16 protein-coding genes are annotated in these 22,576 nt (G+C 66.6%); 14 read left to right on the forward strand and 2 right to left on the reverse strand.

Annotated elements, in window-relative coordinates; translation table 11 throughout:
- Positions 1-5: 5 nt before the first annotated feature.
- From rpsR to zipA, 4 genes are all read left to right on the forward strand, one after another.
- Entirely contained in the window at positions 6-236 is a 231-nt protein-coding gene (gene rpsR / locus AC5QAH_RS02255) for a 30S ribosomal protein S18 (protein ID WP_002804494.1), read from the forward strand.
- A 105-nt stretch (positions 237-341) separates the two neighbouring features.
- The gene (gene rplI / locus AC5QAH_RS02260) at positions 342-791 is read left to right on the forward strand and encodes a 50S ribosomal protein L9 (protein ID WP_043398478.1); all 450 of its coding nucleotides are present in this window, start codon (positions 342-344) and stop codon (positions 789-791) included.
- A gap of 259 nt (positions 792-1,050) precedes the next feature.
- Entirely contained in the window at positions 1,051-4,554 is a 3,504-nt protein-coding gene (gene smc, locus AC5QAH_RS02265; protein ID WP_010480475.1) for a chromosome segregation protein SMC, read from the forward strand.
- A 46-nt stretch (positions 4,555-4,600) separates the two neighbouring features.
- Positions 4,601-5,338, forward strand: a complete 738-nt coding sequence (gene zipA / locus AC5QAH_RS02270) for a cell division protein ZipA (RefSeq protein WP_010480476.1) — start codon at positions 4,601-4,603, stop codon at positions 5,336-5,338.
- A 118-nt stretch (positions 5,339-5,456) separates the two neighbouring features.
- On the opposite strand, the gene AC5QAH_RS02275 is transcribed toward zipA, so the two are convergent.
- Entirely contained in the window at positions 5,457-6,587 is a 1,131-nt protein-coding gene (locus AC5QAH_RS02275; protein WP_423165613.1) for a pyridoxal phosphate-dependent aminotransferase, read from the reverse strand.
- A gap of 286 nt (positions 6,588-6,873) precedes the next feature.
- Between AC5QAH_RS02275 and ligA the strand changes: the two genes are divergently transcribed.
- The 7 genes from ligA (at position 6,874) to AC5QAH_RS02310 (ending at position 18,447) form a co-directional block, all read left to right on the forward strand.
- Positions 6,874-9,339 carry an NAD-dependent DNA ligase LigA gene (ligA, locus tag AC5QAH_RS02280; protein ID WP_043398485.1) on the forward strand — a complete coding sequence of 822 codons (2,466 nt, stop codon included), beginning with the start codon at positions 6,874-6,876 and terminating at the stop codon, positions 9,337-9,339.
- Positions 9,340-9,389: 50 nt separating this feature from the next.
- Positions 9,390-9,875 (forward strand): GNAT family N-acetyltransferase, encoded by a 486-nt coding sequence (locus tag AC5QAH_RS02285; RefSeq protein ID WP_010480482.1) that lies wholly within the window; start codon positions 9,390-9,392, stop codon positions 9,873-9,875.
- A gap of 17 nt (positions 9,876-9,892) precedes the next feature.
- Positions 9,893-10,828 carry an EF-P lysine aminoacylase EpmA gene (gene epmA, locus AC5QAH_RS02290; protein ID WP_049482649.1) on the forward strand — a complete coding sequence of 312 codons (936 nt, stop codon included), beginning with the start codon at positions 9,893-9,895 and terminating at the stop codon, positions 10,826-10,828.
- A gap of 142 nt (positions 10,829-10,970) precedes the next feature.
- Positions 10,971-11,699, forward strand: a complete 729-nt coding sequence (locus AC5QAH_RS02295) for a DUF3011 domain-containing protein (protein ID WP_010480486.1) — start codon at positions 10,971-10,973, stop codon at positions 11,697-11,699.
- A 47-nt stretch (positions 11,700-11,746) separates the two neighbouring features.
- Entirely contained in the window at positions 11,747-12,811 is a 1,065-nt protein-coding gene (mtnA, locus tag AC5QAH_RS02300; RefSeq protein ID WP_159360355.1) for an S-methyl-5-thioribose-1-phosphate isomerase, read from the forward strand.
- A gap of 261 nt (positions 12,812-13,072) precedes the next feature.
- A complete protein-coding gene (gene gyrA / locus AC5QAH_RS02305; protein ID WP_197598169.1) occupies positions 13,073-15,787 on the forward strand; it encodes a DNA gyrase subunit A in 2,715 nt (904 codons plus the stop codon).
- A 131-nt stretch (positions 15,788-15,918) separates the two neighbouring features.
- A complete protein-coding gene (locus AC5QAH_RS02310) occupies positions 15,919-18,447 on the forward strand; it encodes a membrane-bound PQQ-dependent dehydrogenase, glucose/quinate/shikimate family (protein ID WP_197598168.1) in 2,529 nt (842 codons plus the stop codon).
- Between the two features lie 43 nt (positions 18,448-18,490).
- Here the strand turns inward: AC5QAH_RS02310 and AC5QAH_RS02315 are convergent, their stop codons facing one another.
- Positions 18,491-19,480 (reverse strand): zinc-dependent alcohol dehydrogenase family protein, encoded by a 990-nt coding sequence (locus AC5QAH_RS02315; RefSeq protein ID WP_143994118.1) that lies wholly within the window; start codon positions 19,478-19,480, stop codon positions 18,491-18,493.
- 118 nt (positions 19,481-19,598) lie between these two features.
- On the opposite strand from AC5QAH_RS02315, the gene AC5QAH_RS02320 reads away from it, so the two are divergent.
- The 3 genes from AC5QAH_RS02320 to AC5QAH_RS02330 all read left to right on the forward strand — a co-directional run bounded on the left by AC5QAH_RS02320 (position 19,599) and on the right by AC5QAH_RS02330 (position 22,551).
- A complete protein-coding gene (locus tag AC5QAH_RS02320) occupies positions 19,599-20,504 on the forward strand; it encodes a LysR family transcriptional regulator (RefSeq protein ID WP_057503330.1) in 906 nt (301 codons plus the stop codon).
- 51 nt (positions 20,505-20,555) lie between these two features.
- A complete protein-coding gene (locus AC5QAH_RS02325) occupies positions 20,556-21,056 on the forward strand; it encodes a DUF4952 domain-containing protein (RefSeq protein ID WP_049455460.1) in 501 nt (166 codons plus the stop codon).
- Positions 21,057-21,120: 64 nt separating this feature from the next.
- Positions 21,121-22,551, forward strand: coding sequence for a serine hydrolase domain-containing protein (locus AC5QAH_RS02330; protein ID WP_143994116.1), 1,431 nt, complete (start codon positions 21,121-21,123; stop codon positions 22,549-22,551).
- The last annotated feature ends 25 nt before the right edge of the window (positions 22,552-22,576 follow it).

Genomic DNA, 22,576 nt, shown 5'->3' on the forward strand with positions numbered 1-22,576 from the left:
TTCCCATGTCCAAGTTCTTCCGTCGCCGCAAGTTCTGCAAGTTCACGGCTGAAGGTGTGAAGGAGATCGACTACAAGGATCTCAACACCCTGCGCCAGTACCTGACCGAGAACGGCAAGATCGTGCCGAGCCGCGTCACCGGTACCAAGTCGAAGTACCAGCGCCAGCTGGCGACCGCCGTCAAGCGCGCTCGCTTCCTGGCCCTGATCCCGTACACCGACAACCACGACGTCTGATGCCCGGCGGGGCGGCCCGGTGCCGCCCCCGCTGTGCCAGCTATTCGGACAGCCTTTGTTGCGGGGCATCGCCTCGCTAACGAATAACTCATCTGGAGCAATACCATGCAGCTGATCCTCCTGCAGAAAGTCACCAACCTCGGCAACCTGGGCGACCTGGTCGACGTGAAGCCGGGCTACGGCCGTAACTTCCTCGTGCCGCAGGGCAAGGCCGTGCCGGCCACCGAGAGCAACAAGGCCGAGTTCGAAGCCAAGCGCGCCGAGTACGAAGCCAAGGCCCAGGCCATCCACGCCGAAGCTGACGCCCGCAAGGCCAAGCTGGACGGCGCGAGCGTGACCATCCCGGCCAACGCTTCGACCGAAGGCAAGCTGTACGGCTCGGTCGGCGCCCGCGAAATCGCCGATGCCTTCACCGCTGCCGGCCTGCCGGTCAGCAAGAGCGAAGTCATCCTGGGCGAAGGCGCCTTCCGCAACATCGGCGAGTACGACGTGCTGATCCACCTGCACGCCGACGTCGAGACCACCGTCAAGGTTGTCGTCGTCGCCGAAGCCTGATCCCACGCCGCAAGGCCTGGCATCACCGCAGAACGGGCGCCCGCAAGGGTGCCCGTTTTGTTTTATGGCTCCGTTTCGTGGTGTCGGGCCACCTCTGGCCGACGGGGTGGGGCTGGACAATGTTCCACGCCCATTCGTAGAACACGGCCACATCGGTATACTCAGGGCGTCACACCCGTTCCACGGGCATCGATCCCAACAGGATCAATGGCTTGGAGGGTAAACGCAGGCCGCTTGCCGGCCCCAGTCCGGAACCCCTATGCGTCTTTCCACGATCAAGCTGTCCGGCTTCAAGTCGTTCGTCGATCCGACCACCCTGCACCTGCCGACCAACATGACCGGCGTGGTGGGGCCCAATGGTTGCGGCAAGTCGAACATCATCGACGCCGTGCGCTGGGTCATGGGCGAGAGCTCGGCCAGCCGCCTGCGTGGCGACTCGCTGACCGACGTGATCTTCTCCGGGTCCAACGCGCGCAAGCCGGTCTCGCAGGCCACGGTCGAGCTGATCTTCGACAACTCCGACCACACGATCTCGGGCGAGTACGCCTCGTTCAACGAAATCTCGGTCAAGCGCACGGTCAGCCGCGACGGCACCAGCAATTACTACCTCAACGGCACCAAGTGCCGCCGCCGCGACATCACCGATCTGTTCCTCGGCACCGGCCTGGGCCCGCGCAGCTACTCGATCATCGAGCAGGGCATGATCAGCCAGATCATCGAGGCACGCCCGGAAGACCTGCGCGTCTACCTGGAAGAGGCGGCCGGCATCTCCAAATACAAGGAGCGCCGCAAGGAGACCGAGACCCGCATCCGCCACACCCGCGAGAACCTGGACCGGCTGGGCGACCTGCGCGACGAGATCAGCAAGCAGCTGGAGCACCTCAAGCGCCAGGCCAAGCAGGCCGAGCAGTACCAGGCGCTGCAGGAAGAGCGCCGGGTCAAGGATGCCGAATGGAAGGCGCTGGAATTCCGTGGCCTCGACGGGCGCCTGTCGAAGCTGCGCGAAGGGCTGTCGCAGGAAGAAACCAGGTTGCAACAGCTGATCGCTGACCAGCGTGATGCCGAGGCCCGCATCGAGACCTCGCGCGCGCGGCGCGAAGAGGCCGCCGATGCGCTCAACACCGCGCAGGCGGCGGTCTACCAGGTCGGCAGCACGCTGGCGCGCCTGGAACAGCAGATCCAGCACCAGCGCGAGCTGTCGCAGCGCCTGCACAAGGCGCGCGATGAAACCCAGCAGGCGCTGGCTGAACTGGGCCAGCACATCAGCGGCGACGAGGCCAAACTGAGGGTGCTGCGCGAGGCGGTGGAGGCCGCCACTCCGCAGCTGGAAGCACTGCAGGAAGAAAACGAGATCAAGCAGGAAAGCCTGCGTGAGGCTGAAGAGCGGCTGGCCAGCTGGCAGCAGCGCTGGGAACAGCACACCTCGCAGAGTTCGGAAGCCTCGCGCGCCGGCGATGTCGAGCGCACGCGCGTGGACTACCTGGACAAGCAGATCCTCGACGCCGACCGGCGTCGCGAGGCCCTGGCCGCCGAACGCGCAGGCCTGGACGTGGACGCGCTGGAAGAAGCCTTCGAGCAGCTGCACCTGCAGCACGACACGCAGAAGGCCGCACTGGATGAAATGAGTGAAGACGTCGAGCTGCGCAAGCAGGGCGTGACGGCCGTGCAGGAGCAGCAGCGCAATGGCCAGAACGAACTGGCTGAACTGCGCAAGCAGGCCAACGGCCTGCGCGGTCGCCTGGCTTCGCTGGAAACCCTGCAGCAGGCCGCGCTGGGCCAGGAGCAGGGCGCTGCCGTGGCCTGGCTGAAGGCGCGTGGGCTGGACTCGGCGGCACGTGTCGGCGAACGCCTGGATGTCGATGCCGGTTGGGAAAACGCGGTGGAAAGCGCGCTGGGCCAGTTGATCGAAGGCGTGCTGGTCGATGACCCGGCCAGCCTGGTCGACGCGCTGGGCGAACTGGGCGAGGGCCACATTGCACTGGTCGCCAACGATGGCGCGGACCTGAAGGTCGCGCCGACCTCGCTGGCTGCACGCGTGCGTGGCCCGGCAGCGATCCGGCGCCTGCTGGCGCACCTGCACGGTGCCAGGGATCTGGCCGAAGCCAAGGCGCTGCAGGCCAGCCTTCCGGAAGGCGATTCGATCATCACCCAAAGTGGCGAGCGCCTGGGTCAGGGCTGGCTGCGCGTATCGCGTTCCGGTGCGGCCCAGCAGGGCGCGCTGCTGCGCGAACGTGAGATCAACGAACTGCGTGAGCAGATCGAGCAGCTGCAGGACCGCGAGGCCGAGCTGGAGGAACAGCTGGCAGGCTTCCGTGAGCAGTTGCAGGCCGCCGAACAGCAGCGCGAAGACGCGCAGCGTGCGCTGTACCAGGCCCATCGCGCGGTCTCTGAACTGGCCGGCCAGCTGCAGGGCCAGCAGGGCAAGGTGGAGGCCGCGCGCACGCGCATCGACCGCATCGAAGGTGAGCTGAAGCAGCTGCAGGACACGCTGGAAGCCAACAACGAGCAGGCGCGTGAGGCGCGCTCGCGGTTGGAGAACGCGGTCAGCAGCATGGGCGACCTGGAATCGACCCGGCAGCGGCTGGAGGGCGAGCGCCGCCAGCTGACCGAGGCCCGCGACCTGGCCCGCGACGCTGCACGTGCGGTGCGCGAGCGGTCGCACTCGCTGGCCCTGACCCTGGAATCGCAGCGGGCACAGCTGGCCTCGTTGAGCCAGGCGTTGGAGCGCATGGGTACCCAGCGCGGGCAGTTGGATTCGCGCCTGGGCGAACTGCATTCGCAGCTGGATGAGGGCGATTCGCCGGTCGAAGCGCTGCAGGCCGAACATCAGAATGCACTGGAAGAGCGCGTGCGCGCCGACCGCGTGCTGACCGAGGCGCGCACGTTGCTGGACGGCATCGATGCCGAACTGCGCAACTACGAACAGACCCGCCACCAGCGCGACGAACAGGCGCTGGCCCAGCGCGAACGCATTTCGCAGCGCAAGCTGGACCAGCAGGCGCTGGTGCTCAGCGCGGAGACCCTGCAGGGGGCGGTGGAGAAGGCCGGTTTCGTACTGCAGGACGTGCTCAATGCGCTGCCCGAGGATGCCCGCCTGGGCGACTGGGAGCAGGCCGTGCACCAGATCGATGGCCGCATGCGCCGGCTGGAGCCGGTCAATCTGGCCGCCATCCACGAGTACGGTGAGGCGTCGCAGCGCTCGGACTACCTGGATTCGCAGCACACCGACCTGACCACGGCGCTGGAAACCCTGGAAGATGCGATCCGCAAGATCGACCGCGAGACCCGTGGCCGCTTCAAGGACACTTTCGACCGCGTCAACGCCGGCGTGCAGGCGCTGTACCCGCGCCTGTTCGGCGGTGGCCACGCCTACCTGGAGCTGACCGGTGAAGACCTGCTCGACACAGGTGTGACCATCATGGCGCGTCCGCCGGGCAAGCGCGTGTCCAGCATCTCGCTGCTGTCCGGCGGCGAAAAGGCGATGACTGCGGTGGCGCTGGTGTTCGCCATCTTCCAGCTGAATCCAGCACCGTTCTGCCTGCTGGACGAGGTGGATGCGCCGCTGGACGAAGCCAACGTCGGCCGCCTGGCCAACATGGTCAAGGAAATGAGCGAAAAGGTGCAGTTCCTGTTCGTCAGCCACAACAAGGCGACGATGGAGGCCGCGCACCAGTTGTCGGGCGTGACCATGCGCGAGCCGGGCGTCAGCCGCCTGGTCAGCGTGGACCTGGAAGAAGCCGCGCGATTGGCGGGCGCGGCCTGACGTGCCATCCTAGTTACCTGAATGAACTAGCCGGAGAACCTATCGAATGTCCGACACGGCACTGTTGCGCATCGGCATCCTGGCCGCCGGCCTGCTGTTGATCGCCGCGATCTTCCTGTTTGGCCGTCCGAAGAAGAAGCCCCAGGGCCGCCGCGTGGAAAGCGCGGAACCGAACAGCGGCGAGCGCCGCGAGCCGGTGCTGGGCGAAGACGGCGTCACCGTGGCCGATGGCCGCGTCGAACCGGGCATGGGCACGGAAGGTGAGCAGGCCGAACTCGGCCTGGGCGAAACCGATCCGGGCGCCAGCGACCTCGGCAAGCGCGCCACCCAGGACTTCGACAAGATCGTCTCGCTGTTCGTGGCCGCTCGGGCCGGCGAACAGCTGCGTGGCGAAGACATCGTGGTGGCGGCCGAAAAGACCGGCCTGGTGTTCGGCCACATGAACGTGTTCCACCGCCTGGTGGAAGGCCACCCCGAGCGCGGCCCGATCTTCTCGATGGCCAGCATCATGAAGCCGGGCAGCTTCGACATGGCCAATATCCGTGCCATGGAGACCCCGGCCATCGCCTTCTTCCTGACCCTGCCGGCGCCGCTGACCGCGCTGGATGCCTGGGAGAAAATGCTGCCGACCGTGCAGCGCATGGCCGAGCTGCTGGATGGCGTTGTGCTGGATGACAGCCGCAACGCCCTGGGGCGCCAGCGCATCGCGCACATCCGTGACGAGCTGCGCGCCTATGACCGTCAGCACCAGGCTCCGCCGTTGACCAAGACCCCGCGCTGGTAAGCGCCATGGCGTGCCGACCAACGGTCGGCACCCACCCCGACCAACGGTTGGCACCCACAACAGTAGATCCGCGCCATGCGTGGATGGGGCGAACCAAGGTTCGCCCCCACCAACAGGGTCAGGCCGGTACGCCGGCCACCTTCGCGAACGCATTGCGGAACGCGGCCATCTCCTCTTCGGTGCCGACGGTCACGCGCACGCGCTGTGGCCAGATCGGCCAGCTTCGCCCGATCACCACGCCGTTGTCGGCCATTGCCTTGGCGAACGCGCTGCCATCGCGCTGGACGTCGACCACGAAGCAGTTCGCTTCCGACCGCACGCAGCTGAAACCACGCTTGCCCAGCCACGCGATGGTGGCCTGCCGCACCTTGGCATTCTGCAGGCGGCGCTGAGGAATCAACTGCGGATCGCGCAGGCTGGCCAGTGCAGCGGCCAGTGCCGGCACGGGCAGCGGGTTGTCGCCCAGGCTGGCCAGTTCGCGCAGGCGGTCGGGATGCGCGGCCGCCACGCCCAGTCGCAGGCCGGCCATGCCATAAAGCTTGGAGAACGTGCGCAACACGATCAGGTCGTCGCGCTGCGCCACCTGCGCAATCAGGCTCGGCTGCTCGCTGTACTGCAGGTAGGCCTCGTCCAGCAGCACGCGGGTGGAGGCGGGCTTGTGGGCCAGCAGCCAGGCAAGCTCATCCGGTGGGCTGATCGAGCCGGTCGGGTTGTTCGGGTTGCACACATACAGCAGTCCGGTCGGGCGTGCATGCGCGGCGGCAACCATTGCACGCAGGTCATGTGCGCCGTCGTCGCGCAGCGGCACTTTCTGCACGTGCGCACCGTGTGCGGCGGCGACCTCGCCCAGCGTCTCGAAGGTCGGGTCGGCGACTACCAGTCCCGCCAGCGGGCCGGTCCATAGCACGGCGGCACGGTTCAGCGGTTCGCTGGAACCCGGATACAACCGCACGTGATCAGCCGGAATGCGTGCCTGTTCGATGAAGGCGTCGCGCACCTGTCCGGCCAGTGCGAAACGGTAGCGGCCGCAACCGGCGATGCTGTCGCGTGCCGCCTGCTGGGCTGCGGGCGAGGGACCGTAGGGGCATTCGTTGAAATTCAGCAGCACCGCACCTTCGGCGGGGGCGGGGGCGGCGGCTGTCGCGGGTTGGGCATGGCCGAGCTGCGGCAGCCCGCTGCCGGCGACGGCGAGGCCAGCACCGGCCAGTTGCAGGAAGCGTCGACGGGAAGCGAGCGGGGGCACGGGCAGGATTCCGAAGGGCAGACCGTCGCACGCTAGCGCCGGTGAGGGTGGGCGGCAAGCTGCATTTGCAGCGTCGAGCCGTGCTCGACTACAGACGTGCCAACCAAGGTTGGCACCTACCGGAGCGGGGAGAAGGTTGGCACCTACCGGAACGAGGGAGACGGTTGGCACCTGCCAGAGCGGAGGGGGGGGGCAGTCGAGCATGGCTCGACGCTACAGAAGCGGGGCCGTTACCGGGCCTGACGGCCGGGCGCGGTAGAATTCCCGGCCATCCCAGAACCACCGGATCCCGATGAGCCCCAGCCCAGCCGAACGCGCCGAAGACCTCCGCCGGCAGATCGCCCAGGCCAACCGCGCCTACCACGAGCTGGACGCGCCGGAGATCCCTGACGTCGACTACGACCGGATGGTGCGCGAGCTGGAAGCGCTGGAGCGCGAGCACCCGGAACTGGCCCGTGCCGACAGCCCGACCCAGCAGGTCGGTGCGCGGCCCTCCGGCCGTTTCCCGGAGGTGCGCCACGCGGTACCGATGTTGTCGCTGTCCAATGCCTTCAGCGATGAAGAAGTGGCCGATTTCGTGCGCCGCATCGATGAGCGCCTGGGTCGTCGCAGCCTGCGGTTCTCGGCCGAGCCGAAGATGGACGGCCTGGCGATCAGCCTGCGCTACGAAGAGGGTCATTTCGTGCTCGGCGCGACCCGTGGCGATGGCAGTACCGGCGAGGACGTGACCGCCAACCTGCGCGAGATCGGTGACATTCCCAAGCGCCTGCACGGCAAGGACTGGCCAGATGTGCTGGAGGTACGCGGCGAGGTCTACATGGCGCGCGCCGATTTCGAGGCCTACAACGAACGTGCACGCCAGCACGGTGGCAAGGTGCTGGCCAATCCGCGCAACGCCGCGGCCGGCTCGCTGCGCCAGCTCGATCCGAAGATCAGTGCGCAGCGCAGGCTGAGTTTCTTCGCCTACGGCACCGGCGAAGTGCAGGGCGGCGAACTGCCGGACACCCATTCGGGCACCCTGGCCCAGCTCGGTACCTGGGGCTTCCCGGTCAGTGAGCTGTGCAAGGTGGTGGACGGCACCGACGGCCTGCTCGGCTACTACCGCGACATCGGTGAGCGCCGCGATGGCCTGCCGTTCGATATCGATGGCGTGGTCTACAAGCTCGATGACCGTGCGGGTCAGCAGGCGATGGGCTTCGTTTCGCGCGCGCCGCGCTGGGCCATCGCGCACAAGTTCCCGGCGCAGGAGCAGAGCACCACGGTGGAGGCGATCGAGATCCAGATCGGCCGTACCGGTGCGGCCACACCGGTCGCGCGCCTGGCGCCGGTGGCTGTGGCCGGCGTGATCGTGTCCAACGCCACGCTGCACAACGCCGACCAGATCGCACGCCTGGATGTGCGCGTCGGCGACAGCGTGATCGTGCGCCGTGCTGGCGATGTCATTCCCGAAGTGGTCAGCGTCATCCTCGACCGCCGCCCGCAGGGCACCGCGCCGTGGCAGATGCCGACGCGCTGCCCGGTCTGTGGCTCGGAGATCGTGCGTGAGGAGGGGGCAGCGGCGTGGCGTTGTTCGGGCGAACTGTCCTGCCCGGCGCAGCGCAAGGAAGCCATCGCCCATTTCGCCTCGCGCCGCGCGATGGACATCGATGGCCTGGGTGACAAGTACATCGAAACCCTGGTCGACGCCGGCATCGTCAAGAGCGTGGCCGACCTGTACCGCCTCAGCCGTGACCAGCTGCTGCACCTGAAACTGGTACTGGACGCCGAGGATCCGTCAGCACTGGCCGCTGCGCTGAAGCTGCACCTGCCCGCCGAGGGCAGTGGTGCGGTGCTCAATGCGGTGCTGAAGCTGGACGGCAACGATCCGGGCTGGCGTGCGCGGGCGCTGGTGCAGCCGGCTAGCTTCGAATGGAACACGAAGAAGATCGCCACCAAGTGGGCCGACAACCTGATCGCGGCGATCGACGCCAGTCGTGATGCCACGCTGGAGCGCCTGCTGTTCGCGCTCGGCATCGAGCATGTGGGCGAAAGCACGGCCAAGGCGCTGGCGCAGTGGTTCGGTGACCTGGAGCTGATCCGCCATCTGCCGTGGCCGTTGTTCAAGCGTGTGCCGGACATCGGTGGCGAAGTGGCGCGCTCGCTCGGCCATTTCTTCGAGCAGCAGGGCAACCAGCAGGCCATCGATGACCTGTTGCAGGTTGGCCAGGTGCGCATCAGCGATGTGCACGCGCCCAGTGCCAAGCTGCGCGAGGGCCTGGATCTGGCGCAGCTGTTGGTCGAGTCGGAGATCCCCGGCATTACCCGCCTGCGCGCGGAAAAGCTGGTGGCTGCGCTGCCTGGCGCGCAGGCGGTGCTCGACGCCGAGCATGGCCAGTTCGTCAACGCCGGCCTACCGGACGACACTGCGCGCGGTCTAGCGGAGTGGCTGGACGCCGAAGGCCATGGCGCGATGCTGTTGGCCGCCGAGAAGGCGATGCAGCAGATCCTGGCCAAGGCGCCGGCGCTGGCCGAGATCGTTGCGGGCCCGCTGGACGGGCAGACCGTGGTGCTCACCGGCACCCTGGCGCAGCTCACCCGCGATGCCGCCAAGGAGCGCCTGGAGGCGCTGGGCGCCAAGGTCTCCGGCAGCGTCTCGAAGAAGACCAGCTTTGTGGTGGCCGGTACAGAGGCAGGCTCCAAGCTGGACAAGGCACAGTCGCTGGGCGTGCCGGTGTGGGACGAAGACCGCCTGCTGGCCTATCTTGCCGAACACGAATGATGACCCCGCCGGGTGCCCCTGCGCCCGGCATGAAACACAAAGGAACACCGATGCAGACCGCCCCGCTGGATTTCCGCCTGGCTACCCGAGCTGACGAAGAGCTGCTGATCGCGTTGATGCGCGAGTTCTACGCCGAAGACAGGATCGACTTCGATGACGCGCGCGTGCGTCGCGGTGTGGATGCGCTGCTGGCTGACCCGCGCAATGGCGAAGTACTGCTGTGGCTGGACGAGGCGGGCGAGGTGGTCGGCTACGCAGTGATCGCGATGGGCTTCAGCCTGGAGCAGGGCGGCCACTTCATGCTGCTGGACGAGCTGTACCTGAGCCATCGCGCGCGCGGTCGTGGCCGCGGCAAGCAGGCGCTGGCCATCTGCGAACAGCGCGCACGGGGTCGTGGCGTCAGTCGCCTGCGCCTGGAAGTGAACCACCACAACGAACTGGCCCGGCGCCTGTACCTGGCCAGCGGCTACATCGATGACACCCGCGATCTGCTGACTCTGCCGCTGGACCACCCGCGCCCGGAGGGCATCCTGTGAGCGAGGCCCTGCTGCGCATGCTGCAGCAGCGCGCCGCGCTCAATGCGCTGGTGCGCCGCTTCTTCGCCGAGCGCGACGTGCTGGAGGTGGAGACGCCGATCCTGTCGGTGGCCGGCAACACCGAGCCGAATATCGACAGCTTCCATACCGATTTCACCGGCCATGTCGATGCCGGCGGACGCCGCCGCTGGCTGCGCACCTCGCCGGAGTATCCGCTCAAGCGCCTGCTGGCGGCGGGCGTGGGTGACTGTTACGAACTGGGCCGGGTGTTCCGCAATGGCGAGGCGGGCGGCCGCCACAATCCGGAGTTCACCATGCTGGAGTGGTACCGGGTCGGTTGGGACCACCATCGCCTGGTGCAGGAAACCGCCGAGCTGGTTGGCCAGGCGCTGGCTCTGGTCGGGCGCAGTGCGACGCTGCGTGTGCTCAGCTACCGCGAGCTGTTCCAGCAGCATGTGGGCGTGGATCCGTTCGATGCTGATGAGGCCGCGCTGCGTGCCGCGCTGGGCGAGGTGCACATCGACCCGGTCGGGCTGACCCGCGATGACTGGCTGGACCTGTTGATGACCCATCGCATCCAGCCGCACTTCGATGACACAGTGATGACCGTGGTCCATGACTGGCCCGCCAGCCAGGCCGCACTGGCACGCATCCGTGCAGGCACGCCGCCGCTGGCGGAGCGTTTCGAGCTGTACCTGGGGGCAGTGGAACTGGCCAACGGCTATCACGAACTGAACGACGCCCACGAGCAGCGTGCGCGTTTCCAGCGCGACCTGCAGCGCCGCCATGAGCGCGGCCAGGTGCAGCCGGCACTGGACGAAGCATTGCTGGCCGCATTGCCCTCGATGCCTGCCTGCGCCGGCGTGGCGGTGGGTGTTGATCGGTTGCTGATGGCGATGAACCGCACGCCGCGTATCGCCGATGTGCTGGCCTACGACTTCGCCCACGCGTGAGCGCGGTGCGCACGTTCCTGAACATCGAAGACTGAACGGAATTCCGCGTTTCTGCGCTTGCTTCGGTAAGCGGGATGATGCTCTTATCACGGCAGATGCCGGACACTGGCACGCAGTTCATCCATTCCTGCTGGGGAAGGCTTTGGTCAAGTGGTTTGCGGTTGTCGCTGCACCGGTGTACTCCATCGCGCTCTGGGGTGCCTGGCTGCCGTCATCGGCGTCGGCCCAGCAGGCGGGCTATGACGGCGAAGTGGTGACCTGCGAATCGCGCGACATGGGCTGGGTGCATTGCGATATCGACGTCAGCAATGGCATCGACCTTGTGCGCCAGCTGTCCAGCAACAGCTGCATCCGTGGCAGCGAGTGGGGCACCGACCGCAGTGGCGTGTGGGTCACCCTGGGCTGCCGGGCCGAGTTCCGTGCGCGTCGAGCGCAAGGTGCAGCGCCTGCGGCAACGGAAGGCAAGCGCCTGGTCCGCCGTGTGGTGCGCTGCGAATCCAATGGCCGCCCGCAGAGTTGCCCGGTGCGCCTGGACGGGGCGCCGGTGCGCCTGCTGCGCCAGCTCTCGGTGCTGCCGTGCCGCGAAGGGCAGGGCTGGGGCTACAAGCGCAATGAAGTCTGGACCAGCCGTGGTTGCCAGGGCGATTTCGAAGTGGCGGACGAGGACGGCCGTTTTGTCGACGTGCCGCGCCGCCTGACCTGCGAGTCGAAGTCGAAGAAGCGCCGCTTCTGTGGCGCGAGCATTTCGGTCGGCGCCGTCGTCACCGAACAGTTGTCCAGCACCCCGTGCGAGGAAGGTAACACCTGGGGCTGGAACCGCAACGGGATCTGGGTGGACGGCGGCTGCCGCGCCGAATTCTCGGTGAATTGAGCCGGGGCAGGCTCCAACCGCGCGGGGCGTGGCCCTACAATGGGCCCATGAACACTGCCTCCGACATCGACTACGCCCGTTATGACCACATCCGCCCGATCCTCTGGACCGGCGATGCCCTGCAACTGCTGGACCAGCGCAAGCTGCCGTTCGTGGTCGAGCACGTGGTCTGCCATGACAGTGACGAGGTTGCCGCCGCCATCCACGCGCTGACCGTGCGTGGCGCGCCGGCCATCGGCATTGCCGCGGCCTGGGGCGTGGTGCTGGCCGCACGTGACGTGCAGGCCGCTGATGGCGCGCATGCGCTGCAGCAGCTGGAGCCGGCGCTGCAGCGCTTGAACGCGTCGCGCCCGACCGCTGTCAACCTGGCCTGGGCGCTGGCGCGCATGCGCCGCTGCCTGAATGCCGCCGGTGCCGACTGGAAGGCTCTGCTGGCAGCGGAGGCGCAGGCCATCGCCGAGGAAGACCTGGCCGCCAACCGCCACATGGGTGCGCTGGGCGCCGGCCTGATCGAGGCCGGTAGCGGCGTGCTGACCCATTGCAACACCGGCTCGCTGGCCACCGCCGGCTTCGGTACCGCGTTGGGCGTGATCCGTGCCGGCATGGCCCAGCACCGCATTGCCCGCGTGTTCGCCGGCGAGACCCGGCCGTGGCTGCAGGGCGCGCGCCTGACGGTGTGGGAGCTGCAGCAGGATGGCATCGACGCCACCCTGATTGCCGATTCGGCCGCCTCGCACCTGATGAAGACCGGTGCTGTGCAGTGGGTGATCGTGGGTGCGGACCGCATCTGCGCCAATGGCGATACCGCCAACAAGATCGGTACCTACCAGCTGGCCATTGCCGCGCGCCACCACGGCGTGAAGTTCATGGTCGTGGCGCCGTCCTCGACGGTGGACATGGAAACTGTGGACGGCAGCCAGATCGAGATCGAGCAGCGCGATCCGGGCGAGCTGTACGGCGTGGGCGGTACCCGCACCGTGGCCGAGGGCATCGCCGCCTGGAACCCGGTGTTCGACGTCACTCCGGGCGAGCTGATCGATGCCATCGTGACCGAGCGCGGCGTGATCCTGAACCCGACCGCCGACAACATGCGCGCCGCCTTCGGCGGCTGAGGCGGGCAGGGTCGCGGATGTCTGTAGAGCCGAGCCCACGCTCGGCTCAGCCAGCGAATCCGCCGCAGCCGAGCATGGGCTCGGCTCTACAGGGGCGGTATGGGGCCCTAAGTTCCTGATTTGTGCCGGTAAAATCCCCGTAAAGGGAGGCGGAAAACGGCCTGTTGTGGTAGTATCCACAGGTTGAATCGAGGTTCCGGCACGACCCCCTCCCGCAGAGGGCTGCGCCGGACTGGACCGCTACCAGACAACGGAACCCGAATGGCAGAAACCGCCAAGGAAATCATCCAGGTCAACCTGGAAGACGAGATGCGCAAGAGCTACCTCGATTACGCCATGAGCGTGATCGTGGGCCGCGCGCTCCCGGATGCGCGCGACGGCCTCAAGCCGGTGCATCGCCGCGTGCTGTTCGCGATGAATGAACTGAACGCGCACAGCAACAAGCCCTACTTCAAGTCGGCGCGTATCGTCGGTGACGTCATCGGTAAGTACCACCCGCATGGCGATCAGTCGGTGTACGACACGCTGGTGCGCCTGGCACAGCCGTTCTCGCTGCGCTACATGCTGGTCGATGGCCAGGGTAACTTCGGCTCCATCGACGGCGACTCCGCCGCAGCGATGCGATACACCGAAGCGCGCATGTCGCGCCTCGCGCATGAGCTGATGGCCGACATCGACAAGGAAACCGTCGATTTCCAGCCCAACTACGACGAAAAGGAACTGGAGCCGACGGTCATGCCGACCCGGTTCCCGAACCTGCTGGTCAATGGTTCGGCCGGTATCGCGGTGGGCATGGCGACCAACATCCCGCCGCACAATCTGAGCGAATCGATCAACGCCTGCATCGCGCTGATCGACAACCCGGAAATTGACGTCGACGGCCTGATGGAATACATCCCGGGTCCGGATTTCCCGACCGCCGGCATCATCAATGGCACCGCCGGCATCGTCGCCGGCTACCGCACCGGCCGTGGCCGCGTGCGCATCCGTGCCAAGGCCGATATCGAAGTGGCCGACAACGGCCGCGAATCGATCATCGTCACCGAGATTCCTTACCAGGTGAACAAGGCGCGTCTGATCGAGAAGATCGCCGAGCTGGTCAAGGAAAAGAAGATCGAAGGCATCAGCGAGCTGCGCGATGAGTCCGACAAGGACGGCATGCGCATCTACATCGAGATCAAGCGCGGTGAATCTGCCGAGGTTGTGCTGAACAACCTGTACCAGCAGACGCAGATGGAATCGGTGTTCGGCATCAACATGGTGGCGCTGGTCGATGGCCGCCCGCAGTTGATGAACCTCAAGCAGATGCTGGAGGCGTTCGTCCGCCACCGTCGCGAAGTGGTCACCCGCCGCACCGTGTTCGAGCTGCGCAAGGCGCGTGCCCGTGCCCACGTGCTGGAAGGCCTGACCGTCGCGCTGGCCAACATCGACGAGATGATCGAACTGATCAAGACCTCGCCGAACCCGAACGAAGCACGCGAGCGCATGCTGGCGCGCGTGTGGGAGCCGGGCCTGGTCGGTGCGATGCTGGGCGCCGCCGGTGCCGAAGCCTCGCGTCCGGAAGACCTGCCCAAGGGCGTGGGCCTGATCGAGGGCGGCTACCAGCTGACCGAGATCCAGGCCACCCAGATCCTGGAAATGCGCCTGCACCGCCTGACCGGGCTGGAGCAGGACCGCCTGACCGACGAGTACAAGCAGCTGCTGGAAGTGATCGCCGGGCTGATCCACATCCTGGAAGACCCCGACCGCCTGCTGCAGGTGATCCGCGAAGAGCTGGTCAGCGTCAAGGCCGAGTTCGGCGACGAGCGTCGTACCGAGATCCGCCACAGCGAAGAAGACCTGGACATCCTCGACCTGATCGCGCCGGAAGACGTGGTGGTCACCGTGTCGCACGCCGGTTACGTGAAGCGCCAGCCGGTGAGCGTGTACCGCGCGCAGCGCCGTGGCGGCCGTGGCCGTAGTGCGGCGGCGACCAAGGAAGAGGATTTCATCGAACAGCTGTGGCTGGTCAACACGCATGACACGCTGCTGACCTTCACCAGTTCGGGCAAGGTGTTCTGGCTGCCGGTCTACCAGCTGCCCGAAGCCGGTTCCAACGCTCGTGGCCGTCCGATCATCAACTGGATTCCGCTGGAACCGGGCGAACGCGTGCAGGCCGTGCTGCCGGTGCGCGAGTACGCCGATGGCCAGTTCGTGTTTTTCGCCACGAAGAACGGTACGGTCAAGAAGACCCCGCTGGGCGAGTTCGCCTTCCGTCTGGCCCGCGGCAAGATCGCGATCAACCTCGACGAGGGCGACGCGCTGGTTGGCGTCGGCCTGACCGACGGCGAGCGCGACATCCTGCTGTTCGCCTCCAACGGCAAGACCGTGCGCTTCGGCGAGGACAAGGTCCGCTCGATGGGCCGTACCGCGACCGGCGTGCGTGGCATCAAGATGCCGGCCGGCGAGGAAGTGGTCAGCCTGATCGTGGCCGAAAGTGCCGGTGGCATCGAGGACGAGAACGAGGACGACAACGGTGTCGAAGAAGCCGCCGCCAATGGCGATGCGGTGATCGACGGCGCTGACGACACCAGCGTGCAGTACATCCTCACCGCCACAGAGAACGGCTATGGCAAGCGCACCCCGCTGCCGGACTACCCGCGCAAGGGCCGTGGTACGCAGGGCGTGATCGGCATCCAGACCACCGAGCGCAACGGCAAGCTGGTCGCCGCGGTGCTGATGGGCTCCAGCGACGAAGTCCTGCTGATCTCCGATGGCGGCACCCTGGTGCGTACGCGTGGCTCGGAAATCAGCCGCGTCGGCCGCAACACCCAGGGCGTCACCCTGATCCGCCTGTCCAAGGACGAGAAGCTGCAGGCGGTGGAGCGCATGGATGCCTCCATCGAAGAGGACGAGGACGAGGTGGCGGCTGCCGCCCCGGCCACGACCGACGGCGCCCCGGCTGCGGCCAGCAGCGAGGACGCCGCGCAGGAGTGATCCTGCCGCGAGCCTGAAGTACCCGACGACGCCGGCCCTGTGCCGGCGTCGTCGTATCCGGACGCCACACATACGCGCGCGCTTCACGCCGGCGGTGGGATAAGGGCGCATGCTGCCCCCGGAGATCGACGATGTCCGTCACGCCGCCGTCCGATCCTGCTCCTGTCCGAACCCCGCGCCATCCGCTGGTGACCGTGCTGTCGCTGTTGCTGGTCGTGCTCGGCCTGGTCATCGGCGGGCTCGGCGCATGGCTGCTCAGCCTTGGCGGCTCGGCGTACTACGCCATCGCCGGGCTCGGCCTGCTGGCCAGCGGCCTCCTGCTGTTCGGCAACCGTCGCAGCGGCGCGCTGCTGTACGCGCTGGTGTTCATCGGCACACTGCTGTGGACCTGGTGGGAGTCGGGCAGCGACTACTGGCGTTGGGTGCCGCGCCTGGGCCTCATTACGGCCCTGGGCATCGTGGTGGCGCTGCTCGCACCGACCCTGCGCGAACCGGTGTCCAAGCGCCTGTCGCGCAGCGTGGCGGGCGTGCTGATGCTGGTGTTCGTAGCTGCCTTCGGCCTGGCCTTTGCGCCGCATGGTGAAGTGGACGGGCACCTGCCGTTCCCGGAAGGCGCGGTCAGCGCCGGACTGGAACCTACGCGCGATACCACGGGCCTGCAGCCGGCTGACCAGCCCGCCGAGGGCGACTGGCCGGCGTGGGGCCGCAGCAATGCGGCCACCCGCTATTCGCCGCTGCAGCAGATCACCCCGGCCAATGTGGCCACGCTGCAGCCGGCCTGGCAGTTCCGTACCGGCGATATGCCGAGGAAGCGCTGGGGCGCGGAAACCACGCCGCTGAAGATTGGCGGTCGCCTGTACCTGTGCACCGCGCGCAACCGCCTGATCGCACTCGACGCCGCCAGCGGCAAGGAGCTGTGGCGGTTCGATCCAAGGGTGAAGGATGCTTCGATTCCCTATACCGCTGCCTGTCGCGGTGTGAGCTATTACGAGCAGCCCAGCACGCCGACCGTTGCTGATGCGGCATTGGCCGATGTCGCCGCTGATCTGGCGCTGCCGGAACCGCCGCCCAGCATCACCCGCAGTGTTGCACCGGGCAGTCGTCCGGCATGCTGGGCGCGCATCATCGAAGGCACGCTGGATGGGCGCATCATCGCGGTGGATGCGGACAGTGGCCGCCCGTGCGCGAATTTCGGCAACAACGGCCAGGTCGACATCACCCTGGGCATGGGCGAAGTGCCGCCGGGCTATGTGTCGATCACCTCGCCGCCGGCCATCGTGCGCGGCGTGATCGTGACCGGTCATCAGGTGCTCGACGGACAGCGCCGCGATGCGCCCTCGGGCGTGATCCAGGCCTACGATGCCATCACCGGCAAGCTGCGCTGGGCATGGGACATGGACCAGCCCGAGCGCAGCGGCTTGCCGCCGCGCGAGCAGACCTATACGCGCGGCACACCCAACATGTGGACCACCGCCACCGGTGATGAAGCACTGGGGCTGGTCTACCTGCCGCTGGGCAATTCTGCGGGAGACTATTGGAGTGGCTCGCGCACGGAGAGCCAGAACCGCTATGCAACCTCGCTGGTGGCGATCGACGTGGCCACCGGCAAGCCGGTCTGGCATTTCCAGGCGGTGCGCAAGGATGTGTGGGACTACGACCTGGGTTCGCAGGCCAGCCTGATCGACTACCCGACGGCGGCGGGCAAGGTGCCGGCGATCCTGTTGCCGACCAAGCAGGGCGACCTCTATATCCTCGATCGCCGCAACGGCCAGCTGCTGACCGCCGCCGAAGAGCGCAAGGTGCCGGTCGGCGGCGTCGAACCCGAGCAGCGTTCACCCACCCAGCTGTTTTCGCTGTACCACACGCTGCGCCGCGAACATGACCTGACCGAGCGCGACATGTGGGGCATCACCCCGATCGACCAGCTGGTCTGCCGCATCCAGTTCCGCAAGGCGTACTACGAAGGCTTCTACACGCCGCCGAGCAGCGAGCGCCATTCCATCGAGTACCCTGGCTACAACGGCGGCTCGGACTGGGGCAGCGTGTCCATCGATACGCGCCGCGGCGTGATCGTCGCCAACTACAACGACATGCCCAACTACAACCGGCTGGTGCCACGCGCCGAGGCCGACCGGCTGGGCTGGCTGCCACGCGAGAAGATCCGGTTCGACAAGGGCGGTGCAGAAGGCGCGGGCGACCCGCAGGTGGGCACGCCGTATGGCATCCAGGTCAACGCTGGTTGGCGGCTGCCGTTCACCGGCCTGCTGTGCAAGCAGCCGCCCTATGGCGGTATCCGTGCCATCGACCTGCGTACCGGCAAGCTGCTGTGGGACCGTCCATTCGGCAGTGCGCGCGGCAACGGACCGTTCGGCATCCGTTCCGGCCTGCCGATCGAGATCGGCACGCCGAACAATGGTGGTTCGGTGATCACCGCCAGCGGCCTGATCTTCATCGCCGCTGCCACCGATGACCTGCTGCGTGCCATCGACCTGAAGACCGGCAAGGAACTGTGGCATGCCAAGCTGCCCGCGGGCGGCCAGGCCAACCCGATGGTGTACGAGCAGGGCGGGCGCCAGTACGTAGTGATCATGGCCGGTGGCCACCATTTCATGGAAACCCCAAACGGCGATTATGTGATGGCGTTTGCGTTGCCCAGGTAACCGCAATGGGGGCGATGATCCACCCCCATTGCATGACGCTGGATCACACCGTCACCACCACCTTGCCGATCTGCTCGTTCGATTCCAGGTAACGGTGTGCCTCCTGGATCTGCGCAAACGGGAACACCTTGGCAATCTTTGGCGCCAGCGTGCCCTTGTCCAGGCCATCGACGATGAACGCCTTGGCGCGGGCCAGTGCGGCATCGTCAGAAACGATTTCCGAGTACAGATAGCCCTTCAGCGTCAGCGACTTGCCCAGCACGTTGAACAGCGGGAACGGCGTGGGTTCGCTGCTCAGCGCGCCGTACTCCAGCAGGATGCCGGCACGGGCCATCGCTTCGGTGAGCGGCACGAACTGCGGGCCACCGATCGGATCGAACACCACACGGGCACCGGCACCGCCGGTGATGCGCGCCACTTCGGTCACCAGATCCTGCTCCTGGGTGGCGATGACGTGGGCGGCACCGGCATCGAGCAGGGCTTGGCGCTTGCCCGGGCCACGGGTGACCGCGATCGGCGTGGCGCCTACTGCATTGGCGATCTGGATGGCGGCCAGGCCGACGCTGCTGCTGGCGGCGGTAATGATGACGAAATCCCCGGCGGCCAGATGAGCCTGTTCCAGCAGCGCGCCCCAGGCGGTGACGTACTGCATCCACACCGCGGCCGCCGTTTCAAAGTCCAACGCCTGTGGGTGCTTGACCACCAGTCGTGCCGGCACGTTGGCCAGCTCGCCATAGGTGCCCCAGCGCGCGATGTCCAGTGGCGGTATCACGCTGACCGCATCGCCAGCAGTGAAGCCGCTCACCGCACTGCCGACCGCTTCGATCACGCCAGCGGCCTCATAGCCCAGCCGGCTGGGGAACTGCGCTTCCTGCAGATAGGCGCCGTTGCGGAACATCACCTCGGCGCGGTTCAGGCCGATTGCCTTCACCCGGATCTGGACTTCGTCAGGGGCGGGGGCGTGAACGTCGATATCGTCGATGCGCAGCACATCGGCACTGCCATATTCGTGGATGCGGACAATCTGGCTCATGGGGGCTCCGAGGAAGGGCCGACGAGGGCGCCGGCGAAAGGGTCACGGCTACTGTGCGCGTAGTCTGCATCCAGAATAAGGGGTAATCTGGTTTTTCATTGAAGAACAATTGTTTGCAATGGACCTGATCGCTCCCCTGCGGACCTTCGCCAAGGTGGCCGAGGTCGGCTCCTTCGCCGCCGCTGCCGAGGCACTGGACCTGTCGCCGCAGCTGGTCGGCAAGCATATCCAGGCGCTGGAGCAGCACCTGGGCATGCGCCTGCTCAACCGCACCACGCGCAAGCAGAGCCTGACCGACTTCGGCCAGGCCTACCTTGCGCGGGCGCGGGTGATCCTGGAGGAAGTGGAGGGCGCCGAGCAATTGGCGGAAGTGGCGCGTGGACGGCCGATGGGGCGCCTGCGCATCAGCGCGCCGGTCACCTTCGGCGTGCACGCACTGGGCCCGGCGGTGGTGGCTTACATGCAGCAGTACCCGGATGTGCAGGTCGATCTGAATCTGTCCAACAGCTTGGTGGACATCGTCGAGGACGGCTACGACCTGGTGTTCCGTACCGGTGACCTGGCCGACAGCGGGCTGGTGGCGCGACGGCTGGGGCCGTATCCGCTCGTCCTATGTGCCTCGCCGGACTACCTGGCTTCGCGCCCGGCCATCACCCATCCCAATGACCTGAGCCGCCACGAGTGCCTGGGCTTCGCGCATTCGATCATCCGCACACGCTGGAGTTTCCGCGATGCCGATGGCAGCGTGCTGACCGTGCCGGTGTCCAGTCGCTTCATGGTCAACCAGGCCGAGCCGCTGCTGACAGCGGCCGTGGGTGGGCTGGGATTGATCCTGCAGCCCTACGAAATGCTTGCCGCTGCGCTGGCGCGTGGTGAACTGGTGGAAGTGCTGCCGGACCACGTGCCGGTATCGACGTGGATCAACCTGGTGTATCCGCGCGACCGCCAGCTGACGCCCAAGCTGCGCAGCTTCCTGGACTTCTGCGTGGCGCGTTTCACAGAGCAGACGATGGCAAGGCGATAGCGTGGCATCGATCAGCATTCCTGTGCTCCCATGCGAAGGACTCGCCCCGTGATGTCTCTCCCGTTGCCGCAGCATGCCGCCCGCGTCCTGCTGCTGGCGTCATTTTCCAGCGCCAGCGTGCTTGCGCAGCAGACGCCTGCGCAGGCGTTGGCCGAGTGGGAGGTGCAAGGGCGCGCGGATGGCCTGGCGCGACCTGATACTGAATGCCAGGATTTCCTGCAGGCAATGGGCCGGAAGCCTCCGGAACTGCAGTATGTAAGCTGCAGCCAGGATGACGTGTCCTACATCAAGCCGATGGAGGCCCACTATCGTGTTTCAGGCGCGCAAGCGGCGCAGGTCGAAGCCTATCTGCACACGGCATTCGGCCTGCCTGCATTGCGCTACGTCTGTTGTGGCTGGAGCAACGGCGCACCCTACTACTGGCGCGAAGGTCCGGATGCGGTGAGGTATCAGATCGGCATGGGGGTGGAATCGCTGCCGTACGAACGGGGCCAATGGCATAGCATCGAGGCATTCAACGTCACCGTCGAGGTGGTGCGGCAGCGTCCCTAGCGTGGATGCGGCGGGCCGATCCATCGTCTAGGATGCGCCCAGGGATACCCGCAAAGGAATTGCCATGAGGGCTGTTGGACGCCTGTTTCTCTGCAATGCGCTGGCCTGTTTGGTCCTGGTGACCGCCTCGGCATTTCCGGCAGTTGGCGCAGCATCTTCCGAGCGCGAACATCCACGCGCGCGGGATGCCATCGATGACTGGCTTGCCGCCTTCAATGCGGGCAGCCTCGAGGGGTTGCAGGCATTCGCCGACAGATATGCCAAGCAGGAGGGCAGCACGCCCAAGGACTATCTCGAGTTCCGCGAGAGCACGGGCCCGCTGAGCGTTCTGGAAACACTCGAGCGCGCGCCCGACCAGGCGAAGCTGCTGGTGATGGGCCAGCTGAGCGAACGTGCGATGTGGGTGACGGCGGTCATGGACCCGGCCAACCCGTCGCACGTGAAGCAGTTCCAGATCGAGGGCACTGAAACGCCGGACAAATACAAGCCGGCACGGGTTGCATTGCCTGCGCTGATGGCTGATGCCGCGGCAAGGCTGGAGGCGCTGCGGGCGCAGGACGCGCTGTCGGGTGCATTGCAGGTGGCGCAGAATGGCAAGGTGCTGCTGGACTGGCGCGGTGGCGATGCCGATCGCACCGCTGGCATTCCAGTGGACGTGGATACACAGTTCCGCCTTGCGTCCTCCAACAAGATGTTCACCGCAGTGGCCGTCCTGCAGCTGGTGCAGGACGGCAAGCTCAGTCTCGATGACACGATCGGCAGTTGCCTGCCGGACTATCCGAACAAGGCCGTTGCCAACAGCGTAACCGTTCGCCAGCTGCTGTCACACACCAGTGGCCTGGGCGACTTCTTCGGCGACGATTTCGAACAGTATTCCGCGTCGTTGAAGACGCTGGATGACTACGTGCGGCGCTTTGCCAAGGATGCGCCGCAATTCACGCCAGGCAGCCAGGACAGCTACTCGAACTATGGCTTCATCGTGCTTGGGCGGATCATCGAGGTCGTCTCCGGGCAGTCGTACTACGCCTATGTGGAGCAACACATCCTGCGCCCGGCGGGCATGATGGGCACCGGCTTCGAACCGGAAACAGTGAACGTCCCGCAGCGTGCCGTCGCCTACACGAAGAAGGACGGGCAATGGGTCCGTGAAACGAAGTCGCTGCCCTGGCGCGGCATGTCAGCCGGTGGTGGCTACAGCGCGGTGGGCGACATGGTGAAGTTCGCCGAGGCATTGCGCAGTGGAAAGCTGGTCTCACCTGCATTGCTGCAGCAGGCCACCACGGCGCAGAACCACAAGGGCTGGTATGGATTCGGCTTCGTGGTGCAGGGCAAGGGCAGGGAGCACCAGTACGGCCACGAAGGCGGTGCGCCCGGATCGAACAGTGCCATCGTGGTGATGCCCGCACAGGGCTATGTGATCGTTGGCCTGGCCAATGTCGATCCGGATGCGATCAGCAACGTGGTCAACTACATCGCGCGAAGAGTGCCGTTGTAGCCCCGAGCGACTGTGCTGCAGCGAT

Source organism: Stenotrophomonas sp. YJH_SMC_43, from assembly GCF_059372535.1.

What these genes read in the sequence shown, in the direction of transcription:
- rpsR (WP_002804494.1), top strand. Translation starts at nt 6, where the DNA reads ATGTCCAAGTTCTTCCGTCGCCGCAAGTTCTGCAAGTTCACGGCTGAA.
- rplI (WP_043398478.1), top strand. Translation starts at nt 342, where the DNA reads ATGCAGCTGATCCTCCTGCAGAAAGTCACCAACCTCGGCAACCTGGGC.
- smc (WP_010480475.1), top strand. Translation starts at nt 1,051, where the DNA reads ATGCGTCTTTCCACGATCAAGCTGTCCGGCTTCAAGTCGTTCGTCGAT.
- zipA (WP_010480476.1), top strand. Translation starts at nt 4,601, where the DNA reads ATGTCCGACACGGCACTGTTGCGCATCGGCATCCTGGCCGCCGGCCTG.
- ligA (WP_043398485.1), top strand. Translation starts at nt 6,874, where the DNA reads ATGAGCCCCAGCCCAGCCGAACGCGCCGAAGACCTCCGCCGGCAGATC.
- AC5QAH_RS02285 (WP_010480482.1), top strand. Translation starts at nt 9,390, where the DNA reads ATGCAGACCGCCCCGCTGGATTTCCGCCTGGCTACCCGAGCTGACGAA.
- epmA (WP_049482649.1), top strand. Translation starts at nt 9,893, where the DNA reads ATGCTGCAGCAGCGCGCCGCGCTCAATGCGCTGGTGCGCCGCTTCTTC.
- mtnA (WP_159360355.1), top strand. Translation starts at nt 11,747, where the DNA reads ATGAACACTGCCTCCGACATCGACTACGCCCGTTATGACCACATCCGC.
- gyrA (WP_197598169.1), top strand. Translation starts at nt 13,073, where the DNA reads ATGGCAGAAACCGCCAAGGAAATCATCCAGGTCAACCTGGAAGACGAG.
- AC5QAH_RS02310 (WP_197598168.1), top strand. Translation starts at nt 15,919, where the DNA reads ATGTCCGTCACGCCGCCGTCCGATCCTGCTCCTGTCCGAACCCCGCGC.
- AC5QAH_RS02315 (WP_143994118.1), bottom strand. Translation starts at nt 19,480, where the DNA reads ATGAGCCAGATTGTCCGCATCCACGAATATGGCAGTGCCGATGTGCTG.
- AC5QAH_RS02320 (WP_057503330.1), top strand. Translation starts at nt 19,599, where the DNA reads ATGGACCTGATCGCTCCCCTGCGGACCTTCGCCAAGGTGGCCGAGGTC.
- AC5QAH_RS02325 (WP_049455460.1), top strand. Translation starts at nt 20,556, where the DNA reads ATGTCTCTCCCGTTGCCGCAGCATGCCGCCCGCGTCCTGCTGCTGGCG.
- AC5QAH_RS02330 (WP_143994116.1), top strand. Translation starts at nt 21,121, where the DNA reads ATGAGGGCTGTTGGACGCCTGTTTCTCTGCAATGCGCTGGCCTGTTTG.